The organism is Neptunomonas japonica DSM 18939 (assembly GCF_000422765.1).
In the GTDB taxonomy this organism is placed as follows: Bacteria; Pseudomonadota; Gammaproteobacteria; order Pseudomonadales; family Balneatricaceae; genus Neptunomonas; species Neptunomonas japonica.
Genome location: NZ_AUGR01000016.1, coordinates 1 through 20,202 on the forward strand (window position 1 = coordinate 1; position 20,202 = coordinate 20,202).

At 40.7% G+C, this 20,202-nt stretch carries 16 protein-coding genes; 9 read left to right on the plus strand and 7 right to left on the minus strand.

The genetic code is table 11. The annotated features are described in order from the left end of the window. A partial coding sequence (locus G511_RS22665; RefSeq protein ID WP_036551915.1) for a PEP-CTERM sorting domain-containing protein occupies positions 1 to 230 on the plus strand: 230 nt, incomplete at its 5' end. 220 nt (positions 231 to 450) lie between these two features. Here the strand turns inward: G511_RS22665 and G511_RS22670 are convergent. From G511_RS22670 to G511_RS0111150, 3 genes are all read right to left on the minus strand, one after another. Next, a complete protein-coding gene (locus tag G511_RS22670) occupies positions 451 to 1,335 on the minus strand; it encodes a ThiF family adenylyltransferase (protein ID WP_051221924.1) in 885 nt (294 codons plus the stop codon). A gap of 35 nt (positions 1,336 to 1,370) precedes the next feature. Further along, positions 1,371 to 2,258 (minus strand): N-acyl amino acid synthase FeeM domain-containing protein, encoded by an 888-nt coding sequence (locus G511_RS0111145; RefSeq protein WP_028469680.1) that lies wholly within the window; start codon positions 2,256 to 2,258, stop codon positions 1,371 to 1,373. Positions 2,259 to 2,468: 210 nt separating this feature from the next. Further along, positions 2,469 to 3,212 carry a PEP-CTERM/exosortase system-associated acyltransferase gene (locus G511_RS0111150; RefSeq protein ID WP_156905202.1) on the minus strand — a complete coding sequence of 248 codons (744 nt, stop codon included), beginning with the start codon at positions 3,210 to 3,212 and terminating at the stop codon, positions 2,469 to 2,471. Positions 3,213 to 4,143: 931 nt separating this feature from the next. Here G511_RS0111150 and prsT point away from each other — a divergent pair. Further along, a complete protein-coding gene (prsT, locus tag G511_RS0111155; RefSeq protein WP_028469682.1) occupies positions 4,144 to 6,963 on the plus strand; it encodes an XrtA/PEP-CTERM system TPR-repeat protein PrsT in 2,820 nt (939 codons plus the stop codon). 323 nt (positions 6,964 to 7,286) lie between these two features. After that, complete coding sequence (locus G511_RS0111160) at positions 7,287 to 8,780, plus strand: TIGR03013 family XrtA/PEP-CTERM system glycosyltransferase (protein WP_051221926.1); 1,494 nt, start codon at positions 7,287 to 7,289, stop codon at positions 8,778 to 8,780. Between the two features lie 67 nt (positions 8,781 to 8,847). Here G511_RS0111160 and prsR read toward each other — a convergent pair whose 3' ends face one another. Both prsR and prsK read right to left on the minus strand, forming a co-directional pair. Continuing rightward, the gene (prsR, locus tag G511_RS0111165) at positions 8,848 to 10,209 is read right to left on the minus strand and encodes a PEP-CTERM-box response regulator transcription factor (protein ID WP_028469684.1); all 1,362 of its coding nucleotides are present in this window, start codon (positions 10,207 to 10,209) and stop codon (positions 8,848 to 8,850) included. A gap of 30 nt (positions 10,210 to 10,239) precedes the next feature. Further along, the gene (gene prsK / locus G511_RS0111170) at positions 10,240 to 12,318 is read right to left on the minus strand and encodes an XrtA/PEP-CTERM system histidine kinase PrsK (protein ID WP_028469685.1); all 2,079 of its coding nucleotides are present in this window, start codon (positions 12,316 to 12,318) and stop codon (positions 10,240 to 10,242) included. 501 nt (positions 12,319 to 12,819) lie between these two features. Between prsK and G511_RS0111175 the strand changes: the two genes are divergently transcribed. The 4 genes from G511_RS0111175 to G511_RS0111190 are packed head-to-tail and all read left to right on the plus strand — an operon-like array spanning position 12,820 to position 15,889. Beyond that, a complete protein-coding gene (locus tag G511_RS0111175) occupies positions 12,820 to 13,578 on the plus strand; it encodes a hypothetical protein (RefSeq protein WP_156905203.1) in 759 nt (252 codons plus the stop codon). A gap of 27 nt (positions 13,579 to 13,605) precedes the next feature. Beyond that, complete coding sequence (locus tag G511_RS0111180; RefSeq protein ID WP_028469687.1) at positions 13,606 to 13,899, plus strand: hypothetical protein; 294 nt, start codon at positions 13,606 to 13,608, stop codon at positions 13,897 to 13,899. Positions 13,900 to 13,901: 2 nt separating this feature from the next. Beyond that, positions 13,902 to 14,801 carry an HprK-related kinase A gene (locus tag G511_RS0111185; protein WP_211224900.1) on the plus strand — a complete coding sequence of 300 codons (900 nt, stop codon included), beginning with the start codon at positions 13,902 to 13,904 and terminating at the stop codon, positions 14,799 to 14,801. Continuing rightward, entirely contained in the window at positions 14,798 to 15,889 is a 1,092-nt protein-coding gene (locus G511_RS0111190) for a nucleotidyltransferase domain-containing protein (RefSeq protein WP_028469689.1), read from the plus strand. Before G511_RS0111185 ends, G511_RS0111190 begins: the two co-directional genes overlap by 4 nt. Positions 15,890 to 15,923: 34 nt before the next feature. Here G511_RS0111190 and G511_RS0111195 read toward each other — a convergent pair whose 3' ends face one another. Both G511_RS0111195 and G511_RS22675 read right to left on the minus strand, forming a co-directional pair. Then, positions 15,924 to 16,664: a GAF domain-containing protein gene (locus G511_RS0111195; protein WP_051221928.1), complete on the minus strand. Its 741-nt coding sequence runs from the start codon at positions 16,662 to 16,664 to the stop codon at positions 15,924 to 15,926. 32 nt (positions 16,665 to 16,696) lie between these two features. Further along, positions 16,697 to 17,539, minus strand: a complete 843-nt coding sequence (locus G511_RS22675; protein WP_051221930.1) for an ExeA family protein — start codon at positions 17,537 to 17,539, stop codon at positions 16,697 to 16,699. Between the two features lie 282 nt (positions 17,540 to 17,821). On the opposite strand from G511_RS22675, the gene G511_RS23870 reads away from it, so the two are divergent. Beyond that, complete coding sequence (locus tag G511_RS23870) at positions 17,822 to 19,132, plus strand: ExeA family protein (RefSeq protein ID WP_051221932.1); 1,311 nt, start codon at positions 17,822 to 17,824, stop codon at positions 19,130 to 19,132. 27 nt (positions 19,133 to 19,159) lie between these two features. Next, entirely contained in the window at positions 19,160 to 20,068 is a 909-nt protein-coding gene (locus tag G511_RS22685) for a D-alanyl-D-alanine carboxypeptidase family protein (RefSeq protein ID WP_051221933.1), read from the plus strand. Positions 20,069 to 20,202: the final 134 nt, after the last annotated feature.

Consider the following 20,202-nt stretch of genomic DNA (forward strand, 5'->3'; position numbering starts at 1 on the left):
TCAATCTTACAGCTGCAGGTAAAGATTTCTTTACTGCTCCTATTCCTTTCTACAATGTATCTTTCCAATCAGGGCAGTTTGATCAGTTCAATGTTTCAGGAACACAGTCAATCGTAGGTTCTTTGGATGCAGTATTTAACGTTCCAGAGCCAAGTGCTTTAGCATTGTTTGGTTTAGGTTTGTTAGGTATGGGTGGTGTTGCAAGACGTAAAGCTAAAGCAAAAGCTTAATTTCTACGGTAAGTATTACTCTCTATTTTAGTAATACTGTAAAGAGCCCTGAAGTTTTCTTCGGGGCTTTTTTATGCCTGTTGTTTTACTCTTTGTGATTTCTGCTTTTGCATATGTTTCAGGGTTGCTGGTGGGTAAGTTCATAAAAAAAGCCGACATATGCTAGTGTCGGCTTAGTAGTGGTTGGCTCTATTAGTGCCAATTATTATATTCCTTTGTGTTACTTTTGATTTAGTGCGTCGGCCTGATCTCTAAACTGGCGTGCTACTAGCCATTTTTTTAGTTTCTGTATAGGCCCGCGATTACCAAATCTAAGATACCCTGTGCGGTATATTCTTCTATAAGGATCAAATTGAGTATAATGAGGTGCTGCCTTCACTTGTCTTTCGTCTCTATTGAGTAGTAGACAAAGAGCTTCTGTAGTGAGCAAGCCTGAAGCTATATTGCATGCGCTTGATAACGAAGGGCCTGATTGTGAAGTTAAATCAACTTTTGACGAGTCCATGTATTTCCAGTGCGTGCCTCGGGGGCATAGGCCTACAGCAAATGCTACTAGTTTGTTGTAGTTATCCATCTCGTCATCGATATCAAAATATTCATCAAAACTCATAGAGTCTGCCGTGAATATATGTAATGTTCCAGAAAATCCAAGTGGTGCAGAAAATACAACTGGTATTTTTAGTTCCCTTGCAGTTTTGTGGAGCAGGCGCCTTGCTTCCATTTGAAAAAAATCGATACTATCAATAACAACATCAACATCCTTCAAAAAAGCGTGTACGTTTTCAGGTTGAACACCTTCGTTAAAAACCTCCATGGATAAGGAGGGGTGTATGTCTTTTGCCATTTCGGCTAGAACTTCTGTTTTCTTTCTATCTACAGTGCTGCTCGTCGCGCCAATTTGTCTATTGGAGTTGGCAGCAGAAAACTCGTCTAGATCAGCTATATTAAATGCGCCTATGCCCATCCTTACTAGAGTTAGTAGATTGATTCCGCCAAGCCCTCCTAAACCTGCAACAGCAACGCGGCTGGAGAGGAGCTTTTGTTGTTCGTCTGGATTAACAAGGCCGAGATTTCTGCAAACAGCTGTTTCGTAATAGGTATTCATTATGTAAGTTCCCTATAAAGCACCAATTGCTTTAATCAGAAAGGAAAGACGGAAGAAGATTTTTTATGCTCTTCTCTCAGTAAATTCATTGTTGGCTCATCTAGCTGGCTGAGCATCTGAGTGCGCTCAGATAAAAAATACTTTAGTTGCTCCGCTGTTTGCGCTACTCCTTCACCCTTAAGGCGGTTTGCCTCAGGCGTGTCAGTAAAGAAGAATGTGAATAAATTAGCGTCAAAGTGGTCAGAGTTGTAAACTTTTTCAGCTGCAGATTCTGCTTCAGGTATGTTTAAAATATGGCATTGTGTTTCAAGTTGATTAGCTGCTGCATACTTTTTTACTTCACCAATTGGTCTAAATAGCAGCATTCTTCTGTAAAAACTTAAATGCTTCTTGGTGACTGAGCAGGCAACATCTGTTGCATTTTTATGCCTCACAAATTCAAACATTAGTTTGTACAAGTACATAGCAATATTGTGCTTACGATAGTCAGGGTTGATAGCAAGTGAGGTAACTTCTATTAAACGATGACCTTCTTTTCGTAGTTGTTTGATGTTGTTGCCACAAATCTCCTCCATAGGTAAGCCTACAGATGAGTCTGTAACTATAGTTAGTGTACCAACTATTATGCTTCCTTCATCGAATTTGGAGAAATCTGGTTTTTCTTTGTCTAGCTCAGGGTGATAAACCGCAATCAGAATACGAGTGTTGGGTAATAAATGATATTTGGTGAAACGTATTTTGTCGCCTGTATCACTCTGAAGTCCTGCTTGGACATAAGAGTCCCAAACTAGTTCGTAAGCTTTTTCAATTTCTTCTGTTGATTGGGCTATTTTGAAAGTAATCGCGCAACTGTCGAGGCTATCAATCAGGTTGCTTCTACGTAACCTAACTGCACGTCGACGTTCAATATTGTTGTTATCCACATTTGGCCTCATTGATTCGTCGCTAGGTTTGTTAAATGTGCTGCTTACTAGGAAGATAGCACCACCACATATAAACATTATGATAATTTATAAAGTATTTAATATTTATAAATTAGTGTAGGACAATTTGTCGTAGAAGCAAATTTTGCACTTGCTATTAGTGTGAGGCCAACTCAGTTTTCAACTGTTGATTTATTTGGTTAGATAGTTCTACATATTTGGTGTGTAGTCTTTGCTTATGCTGTTGTGAATTGCGTCATAAAGCTCTTTGAGTTCAGGCTTCATGTTCTCTATTGCAGACTCAGTTCTAATAAAATATGGAGCCCTTGTTCCATGGTAATCTATATCCTCGCCGGCTTTTTGAAATATGATACCTGACCTTTTTAATAATCTGGGTAGAAAAGGCTCCATCATAGCAAAAACATTAGTGCGTTCAGAGAGTGTTGTAAGCGAAGTGGCCGCTAGAAATGCGGAAACAGCAATTAAAGGGAAGTGCCTTCGTTCTTCATCAGTAAATTGAAACTGTTGTGCGTTTCCGAATCGGTCAGTAGTTTCGTTGGTACGTCGTCTGAAGGTTCCATCTACGGCTAGGCGAGAAATTTCGCAAATTTTATTTCTATCTAAATTTAGCTTCTCTATAAACTCCGCGTCTAGGTTGGCACCGCAGTGTTTTTCAAAAGGAAGCAGTGATTGGGATTCGTTAAAATTAGTAGGTACCAGTCTTACGCAGCCTGCTGTTTTTCCTGACGCTTTGTGCTTGATGAGGCAGTGTAGAGAGCGTAGGTCAAATTCATCGCTTTCTTCTTCGTTGGGAAAATTTTCAGCAGCCTCATAATTAAACTCTTTGCAATAGACGTTAAATCGTGTACGAAAGCTCTGTTTTTTAAGTTCATCGTTGAAGGCTAAGTTGACAGTGAAATATTCCTGAAAATTATTTGCTAATGTTCCTTTCATGCATCGTGCCATCCATAGTGTTTTTGCTCGAAAGTAATTTATACAAATAAGAAGAGCTTCTGTAAAGCGATTCAGAGTTTAGTTGTTGGGTAGTGCCGTAGCGGCCAGGATATCAACCCTGGCCTTGATATTGACTTGTTTGATAAAAATATCACTCGTGACAATTCAGGTGATTTTTTGGAAAGTGTTGATAGCTTGGGTATTATTACCTTAGAGATACAGCTTTGATTTTTTGCTCGATGTTATGAATTAGACTTACCTAAATTGCAGATTATCCTACTGGGAGTTGGGAATGCATGTTCTAGATGGTTTGGGTTTCGAGGATCAAATTATTTATTTCATCATGAGGGGGGCAGCAGTTTTGCAGAGAAAATACTATCGTTGGTAGGTTTTTGTTAACTTTCTAAATGAAAAAAGGTTCCCTCAGCAGTAATGGGTATAGCGATTAGCGCTGGAGTTGCCTGTACGCAAGTTCTCAAGTTGCTATTGAGTCAGGGGATATTGTATCTGCACTAAGAGGCCTGCACTTTGATGCTTACTTAAATAAGCTAAAAAAAGCTGGTGACCTTTTGGTAATCGTAATCCTTTACAAAAGATCATGTACAGCCGTATTAAGAAAATACTCGATGAAAAATAGGTTTCTATGCACCTATTACGTATCGCCAGAATCGATTAAGCCTTTATTTATATAACCTCAAGTATTATGCGCTAATTGATAGGCAGCTTATGAAAACAATATCGGCATTTAGTATACGTGAGGTAGAAGAAGCTATCAGGTAGCGAAAATCGATCACTCCAGTGTTATGATAGCCCGAATCTATGTGCATCTGGTGATGCAGGAATATTAGCTCTTTTGCATACGTGATATGAAAACACATAACGTATATCAATAGTCAGTACATTGTAGTGATTTAGGAGATGGATTTTGAAGATGAATGACAATAAGCCGGTTATCCAGTTCAAGCGCAAAGCAATCACCTCGTTGCTTTTATGTGGCTTTCTTACGTTACCGGTTTCTCATTTTGCAGCGGCAAGTGTTGAGCCTGAGTATATGCAAGATGTGAACGAGTATTTACAGCAAGGTAAGGCACGTAGTGCCGTAATTACTTTGAAAAACGTTCTTCAAGACAATCCAAGTGACGCGAATGCTAGGTTTGCTTTAGGTAATATCTATCTGAGTTTAGGGAATTTGCCTGCTGCCGAGAAAGAGATTAGTGACGCGTATCTTTTGGAGCCTGAAAACCCTGAAATAAGCATAGCTCTTGCGAAAGTCCTTCTACAATATCGAAAGTTTGAAAAGCTTCAGAATGTCCTGTCTGTAAAAGATGGTTGGTCTTCTGCTTTTGTTGCCGAGGCTTTTGCTCTTGAAGCGCAAGTTAAAATTTTTCATGGGGAAGCTGACGAAGCGAGTAGGTTGCTACTTGAGGCTTCTGAACTTGATTCTGAAAATACAACCGTGCTGTTTGCTAAAGCTCAGTTGCAGGCTAGCCTTTCTAAGCCAGATTTAGCTGCAAAAAATTTAGAGCAACTGTTTGCGATAGATCCTGACCACGTTCAGGGTTTGGTTTTGCAAGGTAACTTGCTTTTTCTTGAAAAGAATTATCCAGCCGCCATTAAGTCTTTTGAAAAAATTATTCAAATACAGCCTCAGGTTGGGATAGCAAATCTGCTTTTGGCAAAAGCTTTAATGGCTAACCAGCAACTTGACCTAGCAAGTAAGCAGTTGAAAATGGTTTTATCAACGGCTGCAAATCATCCTGAAGCAAATGCTTTACAAGCAAAAATAGATTTCTTTAATAAAAACTTTCAGAAAGCAGCAGAGCATGCAGAGGCTAGCTTGCAGCAAATAGAAGGCGATCCTGAAATTCTCTATATTGCGGCTGCGTCGTATTATTCGTTAAAGAGATATGAAGTTGCATTAAGCCAGATAAACAAGGTTTTAACAGGTAACCCCTCTCATGTAGACTCATTAAAATTAAAAGCCGCTATTTCTCTTAAGCTTGATCTTGTTGATGATGCCGCAGAAAGTTTATCTGGTATTAAAGGTGATGCTTTCAAAGAAAGTGACAGTCAGTTGCTAACCTCAACGGGCCTTGCGCTGCTGAAAACTAATAAGAATGAGCTTGGTAAGCGTTTGCTAAAGTTGGCAGCAGGTTTAAATAGTGACGATCCTAGGGTTTATTTAGGGCAGGCTTCTATAGCATCTCAAGAGGGGGATCGTGAGGCAGTGATTGCAGAGCTTCTGACTGCTCTAGATAAAGCCCCTGATGCGTTACAAACAGAAACAGCACTTATTTTAACCTACCTGCAAAACAATCAAGCAGATTTTGCGCTTAAGCATGCTAAGAGTTTAGCCGAAAAACATCCAGAGAACCCTAATGGCGCTACCTTTGAAGGGTTGAGCTACGTCATGATGAAAGATTATGAGAGAGCCGAAAAATCTTTCTTAAATGCTTTAGTGATTGAGCCAGGTAACCCTAATGCTAGTCATAATCTCGCATCTCTTTTGTCGCGTAAAGGTGCAAGTGCTAGTGAAATAAGTAAAGTTCATGAGAGTGTTATTAAATATCACCCGGAAAACTTAGGCTCTTTAATTGAGTTGGCTATATTAGACCAAAAATCAGGAGGCGTAGAGCAAGCTACTCGTAGACTTGACCTTGCAATTGAAAGCCATCCTGATGCATTACGACCACGAATGGTGTTGTCTGAGTTTTATTTAAAAAATAAACAGCCCTTGAAGGCGATGGCTGTTATTGATGATGCGCTTACCTTAAGACAGGATAGTTCGGATCTATACATATTGTCAGGTAATGCGAGATTAAGAGGTGGTCAACAAGAAAAAGCTGTTGAACATTATAAAAAAGCGATTCAAATCTCACCAGAAAAGACCTCTCCATATTTTGCTTTGGCTCAACTGTATACAAACATAAACCAGTTTGACCTTGCTCTTGCCGCAGTTGATAAAGTGCTTGATCTAGATCCTGATCACTTTGGCGCGCTGTTGATTAAAGGGAGAGCGGCTCTTAAAGCAGGTGATGTTAGTGATGCGCAATCTATATCTAAGGACTTGTTAAAAGTTGCTCCAGAAAGCTCTTACTTAAAAGAGTTTGAAGCACAAATTGCTTTTACTGATAAACAGTTTAATAAAGCGGCCTTGCTGTATAAAGAGACACTTCTTACACGAGAAAGTAGTCAGGTTAATGTGCAACTCGCCTCTGCGTTGTGGCAGCAGGAGAAGCGTTCTGAAGCTATATCAACACTGTCTAATTGGCTAGAGCGGTTTCCGAAGGATGTTCTAAATACTAATGTATTAGCTAGTTATTATTTAGCAGATAAGCAAGTTGATGGGGCAATTGAGCAGTTCACAAATTTACTGGTGCTCACACCGAATAACGCCGTAGCTAATAACAATTTATCTTGGTTGCTAATGCAGCGTGGAGAGTTAAGTAAGGCTGAAGCTTACGCCGAGAAAGCATTAGAGTTGATACCTGATAACCCCAAGATAATAGATACACTTGGTACTATATTGTTTAAAAAAGGAGAGTTTGATAAAGCCAAAACTTTATTTATAAATGCTTTGGTTATCGACTCTGGCAATTTGGATATTCAGTTGCATTTGGCTCAAACGCTTTTGGAGACAGGAGAGGCGCCTAAAGCTAAGAATTTACTCACGAAAATTCTTAGCGAAGAATACTCTGAGGTTGCCTTCGCAGGGCGAGGGGTTGCTCGTAAGTTGCTGAGTAGCTTATAAGTTCAATATGGGGAATGTAAGAAAATATAGTAATTAAAGGTGTGTGCATGGAAATTATGTCTATAATTTCTATGCTTGCACTAAGAAAGACGGTCTACAATACCTGATAAAAGGCTTTAAAATCAGTGCGAAGATGGATGTAAGAAGAGAGTTAAGCTGGTGATTTGTTCGTTCTCAATGCACCTGAGTGGTTTGGTTTGTGCTGAGAAGCCGGAGTGGCTTATGAGTGTTGGTTAGAGTTTTTTGGCTAGCATCACGAGTTGTCTTTTTATTAAAAAACATACGATGCAAAGTGTAATTGTTTAAAAAATTAGGAAAGTTTCATGGATAAAGTAAATGCTCGTTATGGTAGATCTGATTCGTTATCTGATAATAGAGAGTCAAGAGCGTCGGCTAAACGAGTGAAGCTGCATTTTTGCCATGGGAAGTTCAGAGTGTTTGGACACTATGTGCATGCTCAGTTTTTGTTGCTTGCGCTGCTCGAGTTTATTTTGTTAGGGGTGGGGAGCTATTTAGTTCATGTTTCTTTTGCTGATAGCAGTGTTAACCAGACATTGACAGGGTTGGCGGCCAGTGTGCTGTTACCAGCAGTTTTGTTATCTTTGAGCCTTTCAGCAATGGGCTTGTATGATACTCGCCAAAGGCAGTGTTTGGTTGGTGTGCTGTCGCGTCTTGTCGTAGCTATTGTTTTTGGTATTACATTAACTATTATAATTAATTACTTTTTCCCATATACCTACGGTGGTTATGCAGTTTTACCTGTTACAGCTTTGGTTTCACTTGCTGGGTTGATGCTGATTAGAGCGCTTTTTTATAACTTTGTTGATGGCAAGCTTTTACGGCGTCGCGTTCTTGTATTGGGTACAGGTGATAGAGCCTCTTATATTGATAAGTTGCGCCGTAAGGCGGATATGAGAGGTGTAAATCTATTAGGCTTCATTCAGCTGAATCCAGCAGATGAGAGTTTGGTTTCGAAAGAAAGAATAGTCTCTCCCGGTGATTGTATCCGCAATTACGCAGTATCAAATGATATTGATGAGATTGTCATCGCATTAGATGATCGACGTGTGAAATTTCCTGTTAAAGAGCTTTTAGATTGCAGGATGAGCGGCATAGATGTAATTGACATGCTGGACTTCTTTGAACGAGAAAGAGGGTTAATTCAATTAGACTTGCTGCAGCCAGGGTGGCTTATATTTGCTAAAGGCTTTTCTCCAGATATGTTTCGTGCATTCAAGAAGCGCACAGTTGATGTGATGGTTAGTTTGGGTTTGTTGGTGGTTTTCTCTCCATTTATGTTGTTGACTGCTCTGGCTATTTATATTGAAAGCCTTGGTTCTGGAGATATTCTTTATCGGCAAAAACGCGTAGGTCGAAATGGTCGCCCGTTTGATGTAATTAAATTCAGAAGCATGAGAACAGATGCTGAAGCTGATGGTAAAGCTCGTTGGGCTACGGAAAATGATACTAGGGTTACCGTAGTAGGTAATTTTATCCGTAAGTATAGACTTGATGAGTTGCCACAATTATGGAATGTATTGTCCGGCGATATGAGTCTAGTAGGGCCAAGGCCAGAAAGGCCTGAGTTTGTAACAAGGTTGAATCATTTGAACTCCTTGTATGAAGAAAGGCATAGATTGAGTCCTGGTGTTACTGGGTGGGCTCAGCTGTGTTATCCCTATGGGGCTTCGGATGAAGACTCTATTCAAAAGCTCGAATACGACCTGTATTACGTTAAAAACCATAGTATTTTTCTGGATATGTATATTCTGATCCAGACTGTAGAAGTGGTTTTGTTTAAGAAGGGTTCTCGCTAATATTTAAGTACGTATCGACAAGGAAAGTAGTGATGCCTTCCTTGTCGAAAGCAAAGCAGTTTAGCTATTATGTTTTAGGGTGTAGATTGTACTTGTCTAGCATACTGTAAAGAGTAGGGCGTGTGATTCCAAGTGCTTTTGCTGTATCTGAAATGCTAAAGTCAGCATGGTGTAGTGCTCTTTTGATTGCTTTCTTTTCTGCTTCATCTCTTATTTGCTTCAGATTTAGTGGGGCGTAATCGGCGTCTTCTGAGCAAAGCTCCAAGTCTTCAGTTGTTATGTATGCGCCATCAGCCATTATGACGGCTCTTTTGATTTTACTCTCAATTTCCCGCACATTTCCAGGCCAGTTGTAAGATTCAATTGCTGCTATTGCTTCTGAATCAAAATTTCTAATGGTCTTACCATATTCTTTGTTTAGTCGTGTCAAAAAAGACTTTGCAAGTAAAAGAGCGTCGCCCTCTCTGTCTTTTAACGAAGGTATCTGAACGGTTATTTCGCTGATTCTGTAGTATAAATCTTCTCTAAAGCGCCCTTCTTTTATGTGTGTTGTTAAGTCTTGGTGTGTCGCGCATACAATGCGCACATCAATTGGGATTTCCACCCTACCACCAACCCTTTCAATAATACGCTCTTGAAAAAAACGAAGAAGTTTCGCTTGTAGCTCAAAAGGTAGATCTCCTATCTCGTCGAGAAAAAGTGTCCCGCCGTTGGCTAGTTCGATTTTTCCTATTGTTTGTTTGGTAGCGCCAGTGAAAGCTCCTTTTTCATGACCAAAAAGTTCGCTTTCAAGTAAGCTATCAGGAATAGCTGCACAGTTGATAGCAACTATTTTCTCATTAGCGCGAGGGCTTAGTTTGTGGATGGCCTGAGCAAATAGTTCTTTACCAGTTCCGCTTGCGCCTAAAAGCAATGTGGTGATGTCAGATGGAGCAACTTTTTCAATTGTTCTGCATGCTTTGAGCATAGGGGCACTTGCAGCAATGATTCCATCTAATGGCATGCTGTGATGGCTTTGTTGTAGTTGTTTGTTTTCAACTTCTAACTGGTAGACTCTGTATGCTCTTTCTACAATAAGGGTTAATATTTCAGGATCAGCGGGTTTTTGGTAAAAGTCATAAGCACCTAGTGCTATCGCTTTCACCGCGTTAGTGCGGTCGTTATCCCCTGTGACCACAATAACTTTACATTCAGGAGTTAACGATAATATTTCTTTCAATGTAGCGAAGCCTTCAGTCACTCCACCAGGATCAGGAGGGAGTCCTAAGTCAAGGAGAACTACTCCAGGCTGAAGGCGTCGTAATTGTGTAATGGCATCAGCCCTTGTGCCGCAAATAGCGACTTCAAAACCATCAAAGCACCAGCGTAACTGGCTTTGCAAGCCTTCATCATCCTCAACGATAAGCAGGTTTTTTTTAGATCCATTCATATAATAGTTCCTTATTTGCGCATCTTGTATTTAGGATGGGGTTTGGTTGTGTAATGGTAGTGTAATGTGGAATGTTGTTCCGCTACCCAGTGAACTTGTTACTTGGATATCACCACCAAGAGAGCGAACTACTTCCCTGCTTTCAAAGGCGCCGACGCCCATTCCTGTTAAGCCTTTGGTTGAGTCAAAGGCTTTGAATAATCTGTGTTGAATAAAGTTTTCATCCATACCGCAGCCACTATCTTTGATTTCAATAATAGCACTAGAAGGAGAGCAGCATAAATTGATCTCTATACTTCCATGTTCTTCTGTTGCCTCTAAAGCGTTTTGGATGATGTGACTAAAGACATTTGATAGTTGTTCATTATCGGCAAAGACAAAAGCTTGTAACTCTGTATCAATGAGTTTTGGCATAGGTAGGCGTGTGCTAAAGCGCTGAATGACCGTTTTAAGTAATTGTTTAATATCAATGGGTACGGGAGTTGTGCCACGCATTCCATTGCGCATTTGTTCCATTAGTCGGGTCATTCTTGTGACAGAGTTGCGTACCGTTAGGATGACATCATCTACAAACTCGGGTTTGTGTTTGTGCTTTTCTGCATTGGAAACGATGAGTGATTGTTGGGCTAAAATATTTTTCAGGTCATGAACAATATAGGCAGATAAGCGATTGAATGCTTCAAACTGTTGAGCTTGTATAAGTGCTTGGCTTGCTTGGTATTGTGCTAAAAGGCTGGCTGCTTGTTTGCCGGCAATTTTTAGTAGGTCTCGATCTTCCCAATTTATATTCTTTTGGATATCAGAGTGTTTTACGAGTACAAAGCCATAAACTTCTGCATTAAAGAGTAAGGGGACCATTAGCCATGCATTTGGTATGTCTAATAAACTTGTTGGAAGATTTAGGTCGTCGTATATGCCTGGAGTTAGTTTGTATTCATCAAAATCAATCACCCATTCTGTTCGTTCAAAAAACTCGCTGATTTCGAGTAAATGTGAGGCGCTTATTGCTGGGGCTGCCATATCCCAATTGGTAAGTAGGTGATAAGTTGAATGTTCGTTTCTTCCCCAGATAACACCGCCTTTGCTTTGTACTAAGGAGCCAATGGCTGAGCAAATTCGTTCGGGAGTTTCGAGTTCGTGTTCGGAAAGTTGGTGAGTGAACTTTTGCCACTCCTCTCTATAGTCATATTTGTAGCTAAAGAAATGCTTGCTGAGGACGACGCGGACACTAGAGCGAATCTTGTCTGAAAATAGTAATATGAAAAGAAGCAGTCCAGCTCCGAAAAGAAAAGTTATTTGTAATACTGAACCCCATGTGCCGCCATAGTATCTAATGAAGTAACCCGCTCCTGACATGAGTACAAGGTAGAACCCAGCCCCTGTTAATGTGGCGGTATGGAAGACCACTTGACGCGAAACTTGTAAATTAAGTGACCAGTTAGGGTTTCTTGTTAGGGATATCATGATCAGCGGCATTGCGATGCCATTGATCACGCCGCGAGCATCCCAAAGCTGTTGATCCAAGTGCTTAAAGAGAAGGGCATCTGCATAAATAAAAAAATCATAGGCAAAAATACTTCCTAGTCCCAAGCATAGATGTTTAAGAAACCAGTGCTGCTCTTTGGATGAGTTTCTATAAAGCTGCTCTATGAGTAACAAGCCGATTATAGAGAATACCATCCAGGCAATTAATGGGATGTCATGTTTTAGGTTTTCGGATGGCTCGCCTAGGGTTGAGCTGCTCATGAGTAAAATCATGCAGCTCAGAATAAATACTATGCTTATCAGAAGTAATGGAGAGTTTATTAACCTAGTAGCTATAGATGAGCTAATGTTGGTCGAATTCTTATTCGGTGAGATTATTTTTAGTAAGAAAAAGCACCAAGCAACATCGCGTAAGATCTCTGTTATCTGTATAGCTTGTAGAGGTACTTCTGTTGAGAAGTAAGAAAAAGCTATTAGGGCTGCCCAGATAAAGGTTGCTATGGTTGCTGCTTTTACGGGTAAACCAGATTTGTCAGCTTTTGATGATGAGAGTAATACGATGCCGAGTAGTAGATAGCTTACGCAAGCAAATAAGTAACTATAAAAACCGACATTGTCGAGCATAGCTGTTTCTCTGGTAGGTTAATGGAACTGAAGTATTTGTATATTGTGTTACTCAGCTTTAGGGTAAACTGTTTTCAATAAATAGCTGGTTATGTATGGACATCAGGTTGCTTATTCTTAACGGATTAAATTGTAGCACGTGGTTTGAAAAAGTTTATTAATCTTATATAAATCAGACATGTTTAAGATTATGTACATAGAACAAGTGCTAAACTGATGGGCATTAAGAAGAAGTGTTGTTCGATGGCTAAAGCGGTCTTATGATATTTCTATTTGCATAGGCAACGAGTTTCAAACGATGTCATACTAATGTCCTGTGTTGACGTCAGTATTTTTTACAGCGTAGCGTTTGATGTTGTCACCTTATGCAGGATAATAGTTAAAAGTACTTATGAATCATGCTTTAGGGTTTTAGGGCATGCTTTTTGCAGAACGTATGTTTATATATGAATGCATTTTTAGAATTGCATTACTTAACAGATTAACAGTAGGGCTACTCAGATGAAGGATAAAATGGATCGTCCGAAAAATGACGAATTGCTTACAGATCAAAAGGTAAGCACTGGTCACGAATCATCGGGTGTTGATTCATCACGCCGACGTATTTTTGGTGTTGGTGTTGCTGCTCCAATTATTTTGAGCATGTCTAGTCGTACCGCGTGGGGTGGTGCTTTGTGTGCCCCTTCTGCGTTTAATTCGGCAACATTTGCTTCTCACCACCCGGGTGACCCTGCATGTAGCGCTTTGGCTGGAGCTCGCCCGTCAACGTGGGCGGCTTCTCCAGGCTCTTGGCCGGCACCCTATGTGGCAGATTCTAGTATTGGTGCGCAAACCTCCGATCCGGCACAACAAGCAGCATGTCAAACTATAGCGACAACTGCAGGGTATCCTTATGTAGGATATTATGTAGATACTGCTAGTACGGTTTACTGTCGTGGTCCGCAGAGTTTTAATGCTATTTTTTCAGCTGCCCTTTCTCCTGACGCATCATTATTAGAAGTATTGCTTACAAAACCGAATTCTAGTATTGAATCTCATGCTGTAGCGGCTTTGTTGAATGCGGCTTCTGGGAAAATAACACTAGGTCTCGTTAGTGGCGGAACATCCGTCGTTGAGAGCAAGGTTATTGATATCTTCAGCGCTCTGATGAATGGAAGTGGTTATACGCTTCCAGAAACAGGGCAGGTAGTGTTCTGGGATACAGACCCTAATGGCGTTGGTCTTACCATGCAAGGGTATTTCGATACTTATGCAGAGTAATTAGCACTAGTAAGGGTGGTGGATTGAATGTCTATGGTGATCTATAACTCTGCTATAGACTTATCCTCGGCCTTGATTGCTGAGTTTGGTGATATGTCTGTTGTTCATGAGCAGGAAAGTGATGGTTTGCACATGTTAAGTGCTTCCATAGTTTCTCTCTTAAAGAGAATTTCTGTAGCTGGTGAGCAAGAGGCGGACATATTGCAGTTAATTCAAGAAACTATTTTTTGTGTATCTGCGCAAGGAAATGTGGCTATGGATAGCAGTAAAGAGTACTTAATGTTGCTGATCAGCCAGGGAATTATTAAAAAAATCCAATGATAGTGTCTGATTTTTCAGTGGATGAATGTGCCGATCAGCTAGCTTGTGACGGTTTGAGATTGAATGTAGGGCCTTTTTGGTGCCATATTCGATCCTCTCTCCCATTGGTAGCTGCTCATATTTATCAGTTGTACCCCGATGCGATAATTGATCAAGATAGAGCGTTTGTTGATTTTCCTATACAGATTTCGCGAAAGTCAGGAACGCGTGGCTGGGTTAAGCCCTTGGTTGAGTTTACGTTTAATGGAAATGTACCTTTTACCCCCTTGTCTTTGAACCAATCCCCGGCATTAGCAGAGTGGGGTATTAACTGGTGCGTGTCAGCGCACGCACATCAGTACTTGATTTTGCATGCTGCAGCGGTAGAAAAAAATAATAAGGCCATTATTATGCCAGCACCTTCAGGTTCTGGTAAGAGTACCCTGTGTACTGCTCTTGTTGCTCGTGGTTGGCGCTTATTGTCTGATGAATTGACAATGATCTCTACTAAGAACTCAATGCTTCAGCCATTGCCAAAACCCATGAGTCTTAAAAATGAGTCTATACAAGTTATTCAAGAATTCTGGCCAGAATCAGTATTTGGTCATATCTGTACTGATACGCTAAAAGGTTCGGTAGCTCATGTGAAGCCTCCTGCTGAGAGCGTGCAGCGTTCATCTGAGAAGGCAGAGGCGGCAATTGTGCTTTTCCCGCAATATCAAGCTGGTGCTGCATTGCAGCTGAAAAGTAAAGAAAAAGCTTATGCTTATATGTCTTTGGTTGAGAATGCATTTAATTATCACTTGCTTGGGTCCCATGCTTTTCATGCGTTGTCTAATCTAGTACAGCAATCTGATGCTTATGAGCTTGCCTACAGTGATTTAAATGATGCAATATCTCAATTAGAGTTGTTAGTTTCATGATGGCTAATAAATTTAAAGTGCTGTGCAGTTTACTTACTGGAGACTGCGCAGCTAAAGATGTCTCTTTGACTCAGTGGAATTTGGTCATCCAGCAAGGGCGTAGTACGCATGTTTTGAGCATGCTTTACTATCGACTTGAGCAGAGGGAGCAACTGATTGATGTTCCTAAGTCTGTTATGTGGCATCTTGAAGCTGCCTCGATAGTCTCAGAAAAATATCTACGTGATACGCGCTCTGAAATTAAACGTTTCCTTCCGGTTTTTGCCTCTTTGGGGGTGAAGCTCATTTTGTTGAAAGGGGCTGCCTACGTTATTTCTGATAAGCCTTGTGCTAAGGGAAGGACGTTTTCTGATATTGACCTTTTAGTTCCAAAGGACAATATTGATAGGTTAGAAGCCGCGCTTCAATGGCATGGCTGGGCGAGCTCTAATCAAAGTGCCTATGATCAGCGTTATTATCGGGATTGGATGCATGAGATTCCTCCGCTAGTGCATGTTAAGCGGCACACAGTTATTGATATTCATCATACTATTTTACCTTTGACTGCTTCTCTTAAGCCGGTAGCTAGCAATCTTTTTGCAGGCTCGCAAGAAGTCGAAGACGGTGTTTGGGCATTATCTGACATTGATATGTTGCTGCACAGTGCTACTCACTTGTTCATGGATACTGAGTTTGATCATGCTTTTAGAGATCTATTAGATTTTGATGGGCTAATAAGGGACGTATTGATGCGTGAGTTCGACTGGCAGGCTCTTTTGATTAGAGGGCGGGAGATGGATCTTATACAGCCTCTATACTACGCCTTAAGGTATAGTCGTCGTATGTTTAATACCCCTATTCCGTTAGATGTCGTTACTTCCTGTGAACTGGAGTGGACTCCTGTGCTCACGGCAGGTTTTATGGATGTATTGTTTGATCGTGTCATTATGCCGCCACACAATAGTGCGCGGTTGGTTGGTACTGCTTTGGCGCGTAAGCTTCTTTTTATCCGCGGGCATTACCTGAGAATGCCATTTGGGCTTCTAATCAGGCATCTTTTTCATAAGGCTTTTATTTCACCTAACGAAAAAGAATCCTCGGCAGCTTAAGCTCTATTATGCTTGTGTTGAATGGCCTCTAATTTTACTGCTTTTTGTTCTCAAGCTGCTCATTTAATAATGTAATGATTTCCGATACCGCAACAATAATATGGTCTGACTCAATCCCTGCATGGCAAAGCTCGTGATAAAAGCCTTTAGCTAGAATCTTGGCAACCTTTTTTGGGTTTTGAGTAAAATCACCGATAGGTTGTTTTTGTGCATTTTGTTCTCGTTCAAGTGCGGCAATCGCAAATTTAGACCTGAGGATATATTGTAAATGAAGAGTTTGGATGGACTTGGCAACAAACATTCCAAGAATGGTTGCTAGTTCAAGATCAGATTCTGCAAAAATACGATTGTCTGATGGTTTGCTGATGTTTATGACGCCTATGACAACTTTATCTGTCCAAATAGGTAGCGATATGAACCCGCCTTTTTGTCGGGCTGATGCAGAAAACTGACTGTTGTTTATATCAGGAACTAGCAAAGGTTTGCCGGAGCGAGCAACATGCTCAGAGATACCTGATGCTGAAGTAGGTTTGGTGTAAGCGCTATCAGGTAGGGAACCGGAGTGGGCGTGTATACGCAGTGGAAAAGATTCATCTGTATGTTGGTCTTTGAGTAGCATAATCGAGCAGTTTTCTGTTTTTAAGGTTTTTGCCAAGAGTTCAGCTAGCTCATTTAGTGATGCGTCAATATTTTCGTGGTTGTGTAAAAAGTGCGATAGGCTTAAGACGCTATCAATGAAGTCGGTACTCGCTTCTACTTCTGTTTGCTCGGTCATGATGTAAATCCTTTTTCTTTTTGTTAACGTATTTATGCTTCAGCAAGGCTTTTGCTTATTGGAAGAAGTTGCTCTTGAACGAGTTCGTGAATAATGGTGTGTAAGTCTTGTATTTCAAAATAGCTTCTTTTTGTTAACCAGCCGTGCAAAAAAAGCCTGCTACATATAAGATTTATTATTCGGGGTATGCCGTTACTGAATCGATAGATATAGTAAAAAATTTTGCTATCAAATTCGGGGTTTTTCTGCCAGTTACAGTGCGCCAGACGATATAGAATATACTCTTTAGTATCGATTTCGTTTAAAGGGCGCATACGATACGAAGCGGTAATGCGCTGTCGTAACTGTGTTTGACTTGCGGATGCGATGGTTGAGCGAAGTTTTTCTTGTCCGATAAGAAAGATTTGTAATAGCGGCTTGTTTGTCGTTTGAAGAGTAGTGAGAAGTCTTAACTCTTCAAGAGCTTTTTCTGAGAGGTTCTGGGCTTCGTCTATAATTAGTAAAGTATGTTTGCCTTTTTTCTGCTGTTCTAAAAAGTAGCGATGAAGCGAGTGTAATAGTTTGGCACTGTTGCCTTCTTCAGGGAAAAGACCGAAGTTCAGACAAATTAAGCACAGCAGGTCTTCGGCTATCAGTTGTGATGATGTGATTTGGATGAACGTAATTGTTTCAGGTAGGTGTTCGATGAGATCGCAAATGAGAGTGGACTTCCCCGTGCCTGGTAGTCCTGTAATTAGAACAAAGCCTTCTTGGCGATGCAGGGCGTAACTCATTGATGCTTTCGCTTTCTGGAACCCAGGGTGTAAAAAGCAAAGGCTTGCATCCGGAGTCAGACGAAAGGGGTCTGCGGTTAAGCCATAATGTTCTTCGTACATCTGATCTCCAGAACGGGTAACTATAAAACCATAAAGCTATATTTAAATTAGAATGATTTAATTTTTATTTGGAAGTTAGATTCTATATGAATAAGGTAGAATATAAAGCCTTGTTAAGTGTCTGTGAATCTTCTTAATGCTATGCTAAAGATTACTCGTTCAGGCTCGGCGGCTCAAGTCCGATTCGTAGTTTACAGCTGGATGCTATTTCAGGGGCGAAGTAAATGAATTATATGTGGCGATATATCGCTAATGATGTTTTCAGGTTATGGAATAATACTGATGTATGAAGCTTATTATCACCTTACAGAAGAGCCATTTCGTTTAAGTTCTGATTTTCGTTTCTGTTATGGGCATAAGAGCTTTGCTCGTGCTCGTGCCTATATGCAATATGCTTTTGAGCGTGCTGAAGGCTTTGTAATGATTACCGGTCAGCCAGGAACCGGAAAGACCACGCTGGTTAATGATTTGGTTCATAGTCTTGAATCTACTAGTAGTGTAAAAGTGGCTATGTTGGTTTCTACTCAGATGGAGGCTAATGATCTGCTGCGCATGGTTGCATACTCTTTTGGCATTAAAGAAGAGATAAGTAATAAAGCAGTTCTGTTGCAGCGTATGTCAGAAATGCTTATTAGTAATCATAAAAATGGTGGTCGTGCTTTATTGATTATTGATGAAGCACAAGGGCTTTCTATTTCTGCACTTGAAGAGTTGAGATTATTAACCAACATTCAATTGAATAGCGTCCCGTTAATACAGATTTTTTTACTGGGTCAAGAGGCGCTGCAGGACCTAATTCATGGTCCAGAAATGGAGCAAGTACATCAGCGACTTGTAGCTACTTGTTTCCTTAAACCTTTATTGGAAAGTGAAACGAAAGAATACGTTAAGCATCGTCTTGAGATCGCTGGGTGGAAAAATGATCCAGCGATAAGTGAAGCTGTTTTTCCTATTATTTTTAAGTACAGCCAAGGGATTCCAAGAAGAATTAACTTGATTTGTAGTCGTTTGTTTTTATACGGCAGCTTAGAAGAGTTAAATGAGATTGGCGTTAGGGCATCTGAGTTGGTGATTTCAGAGCTACGTAATGAGCATTTATTACCGGCGGGAATTCCGCCAGGAAATGAGTTTGACGCTGAAGATGTTTATGAAACTACCGTGTCAGCTTTAGAGCCAGAGCCAGAGCCAGAGCCAGAGCCAGAGCCAGAACCTTGTGTTGTTGAGGAACCAGCGATTATTGCTGAAAGTGAATCATATGGGGCTGGAGTAAATAGTGATGAAAACCTTACTGTTACTGATTCCTCTCAAGAGAATGCTCAATTTTTCGATAGAACGGTTGAAAGGCCGGTAACACATGCTCCTGTTTCCCATGATTCGAGTGGTCGGTTTGGGCTGTTAGTTGCCTCCGTTGCCATTATTGCCATTATTGCGGTTGCGGCGTTGTACTTTGTTAAGCCTGCTGTCTTCACGCAGGCTAAAAGTTGGGTTGAACGATCTTTAGGGCAAGAAAGTGCTGTCATAAAAAGTACTGATGTCAATTTGTATGGAGTCGTAAAGGTTGATCCTTCTAAAAAGCGTAACGAGCTTGGTTGAAGCTATTGTTAATAGAAGATAAAAAGCATGTGTACTACAGGAAATAGCCGTAAAGCCCTGATGGTGGCTTTTTTATGCACTCTTTTGGTTTTTTTTACTCTTAATGTACAAGCTGATGCGCCTTACATAGTAGTAGAGGCGAAGTCAGGAACGGTTATTAAGCAGTTAGATGCTGATGCGCCTTGGTATCCCGCATCGCTAACTAAAATGATGACGCTATATCTCACGTTCCAGACTTTAAAAAAACAGAAGTTATCACTGAATGGCACATTGAATGTTTCGATAAGGGCACAGAAGCAACCTCCGATGAAATTGGGTGTGCTAAAAGGGGAGAAAATTACAGTAAGAAAAGCCATTAAAGCCTTAGCTACAGTTTCATCTAATGATGTGGCTGTGGTTTTGGCTGAAGCGATAAGTGGCACTGAAAAGAAATTTGCCATCAAAATGAACCAGGAAGCTCGGAAAATAGGCATGCGAGATTCCTTGTTTAAAAATGCAACAGGGCTTCCTGATGCAGAGCAGGTGAGCAGTGCTCGTGACTTGGCAATCTTAGCGAGAAGGTTGTTGTTAGATTTTCCAGAGTATTACCATTTCTTTTCTAACCGTACACTCAAATATAAAGGGAAATCATTTGTATCACATAACGGTTTTCTAAATTCCTACTCTGGTGCTGATGGCTTTAAAACAGGTTATACATGCGGCTCTGGATACAACTTAGTAGCATCAGCGTTGAAAGATGATAATCGCTTAATTGTGGTTTTGCTGGGTGCGCAAAGTGCTAAGCAAAGACGAAGGAAGGTAAAAGAATTAATGGATCAAGGTTTTAAAGTAAACTCTGATGCGCCAGGGCTGACTCTATTAGCTTTACGTGGAAGTGTATCAGTTCGTTTAGGTGCGCCAGCTGTATTAAAAGGGGCACATTGCCAATCTTTGTAATGGTGAAGAGTTAGGTTGTAGCTCTTTGCCCCGCAGTTAAGTCCTTCGTGTACCCCTGTTATTGCTAACCCATATTACTGAACAATCGAGTAATCCTGTAAATCAGCATCACAGTAAAGTTATTCGCTGGTGAT

Excerpts from the sequence above, each read along its gene's own strand:
- G511_RS22670 (WP_051221924.1), bottom strand. The coding sequence starts at position 1,335 with ATGAATACCTATTACGAAACAGCTGTTTGCAGAAATCTCGGCCTTGTT.
- G511_RS0111150 (WP_156905202.1), bottom strand. The coding sequence starts at position 3,212 with ATGAAAGGAACATTAGCAAATAATTTTCAGGAATATTTCACTGTCAAC.
- G511_RS0111180 (WP_028469687.1), top strand. The coding sequence starts at position 13,606 with ATGTCTATGGTGATCTATAACTCTGCTATAGACTTATCCTCGGCCTTG.
- G511_RS22675 (WP_051221930.1), bottom strand. The coding sequence starts at position 17,539 with ATGTACGAAGAACATTATGGCTTAACCGCAGACCCCTTTCGTCTGACT.
- prsR (WP_028469684.1), bottom strand. The coding sequence starts at position 10,209 with ATGAATGGATCTAAAAAAAACCTGCTTATCGTTGAGGATGATGAAGGC.
- G511_RS0111195 (WP_051221928.1), bottom strand. The coding sequence starts at position 16,664 with ATGACCGAGCAAACAGAAGTAGAAGCGAGTACCGACTTCATTGATAGC.
- G511_RS23870 (WP_051221932.1), top strand. The coding sequence starts at position 17,822 with ATGTATGAAGCTTATTATCACCTTACAGAAGAGCCATTTCGTTTAAGT.
- G511_RS0111190 (WP_028469689.1), top strand. The coding sequence starts at position 14,798 with ATGATGGCTAATAAATTTAAAGTGCTGTGCAGTTTACTTACTGGAGAC.
- G511_RS0111175 (WP_156905203.1), top strand. The coding sequence starts at position 12,820 with ATGAAGGATAAAATGGATCGTCCGAAAAATGACGAATTGCTTACAGAT.
- G511_RS0111160 (WP_051221926.1), top strand. The coding sequence starts at position 7,287 with ATGGATAAAGTAAATGCTCGTTATGGTAGATCTGATTCGTTATCTGAT.
- prsT (WP_028469682.1), top strand. The coding sequence starts at position 4,144 with ATGAATGACAATAAGCCGGTTATCCAGTTCAAGCGCAAAGCAATCACC.
- prsK (WP_028469685.1), bottom strand. The coding sequence starts at position 12,318 with ATGCTCGACAATGTCGGTTTTTATAGTTACTTATTTGCTTGCGTAAGC.
- G511_RS22685 (WP_051221933.1), top strand. The coding sequence starts at position 19,160 with ATGTGTACTACAGGAAATAGCCGTAAAGCCCTGATGGTGGCTTTTTTA.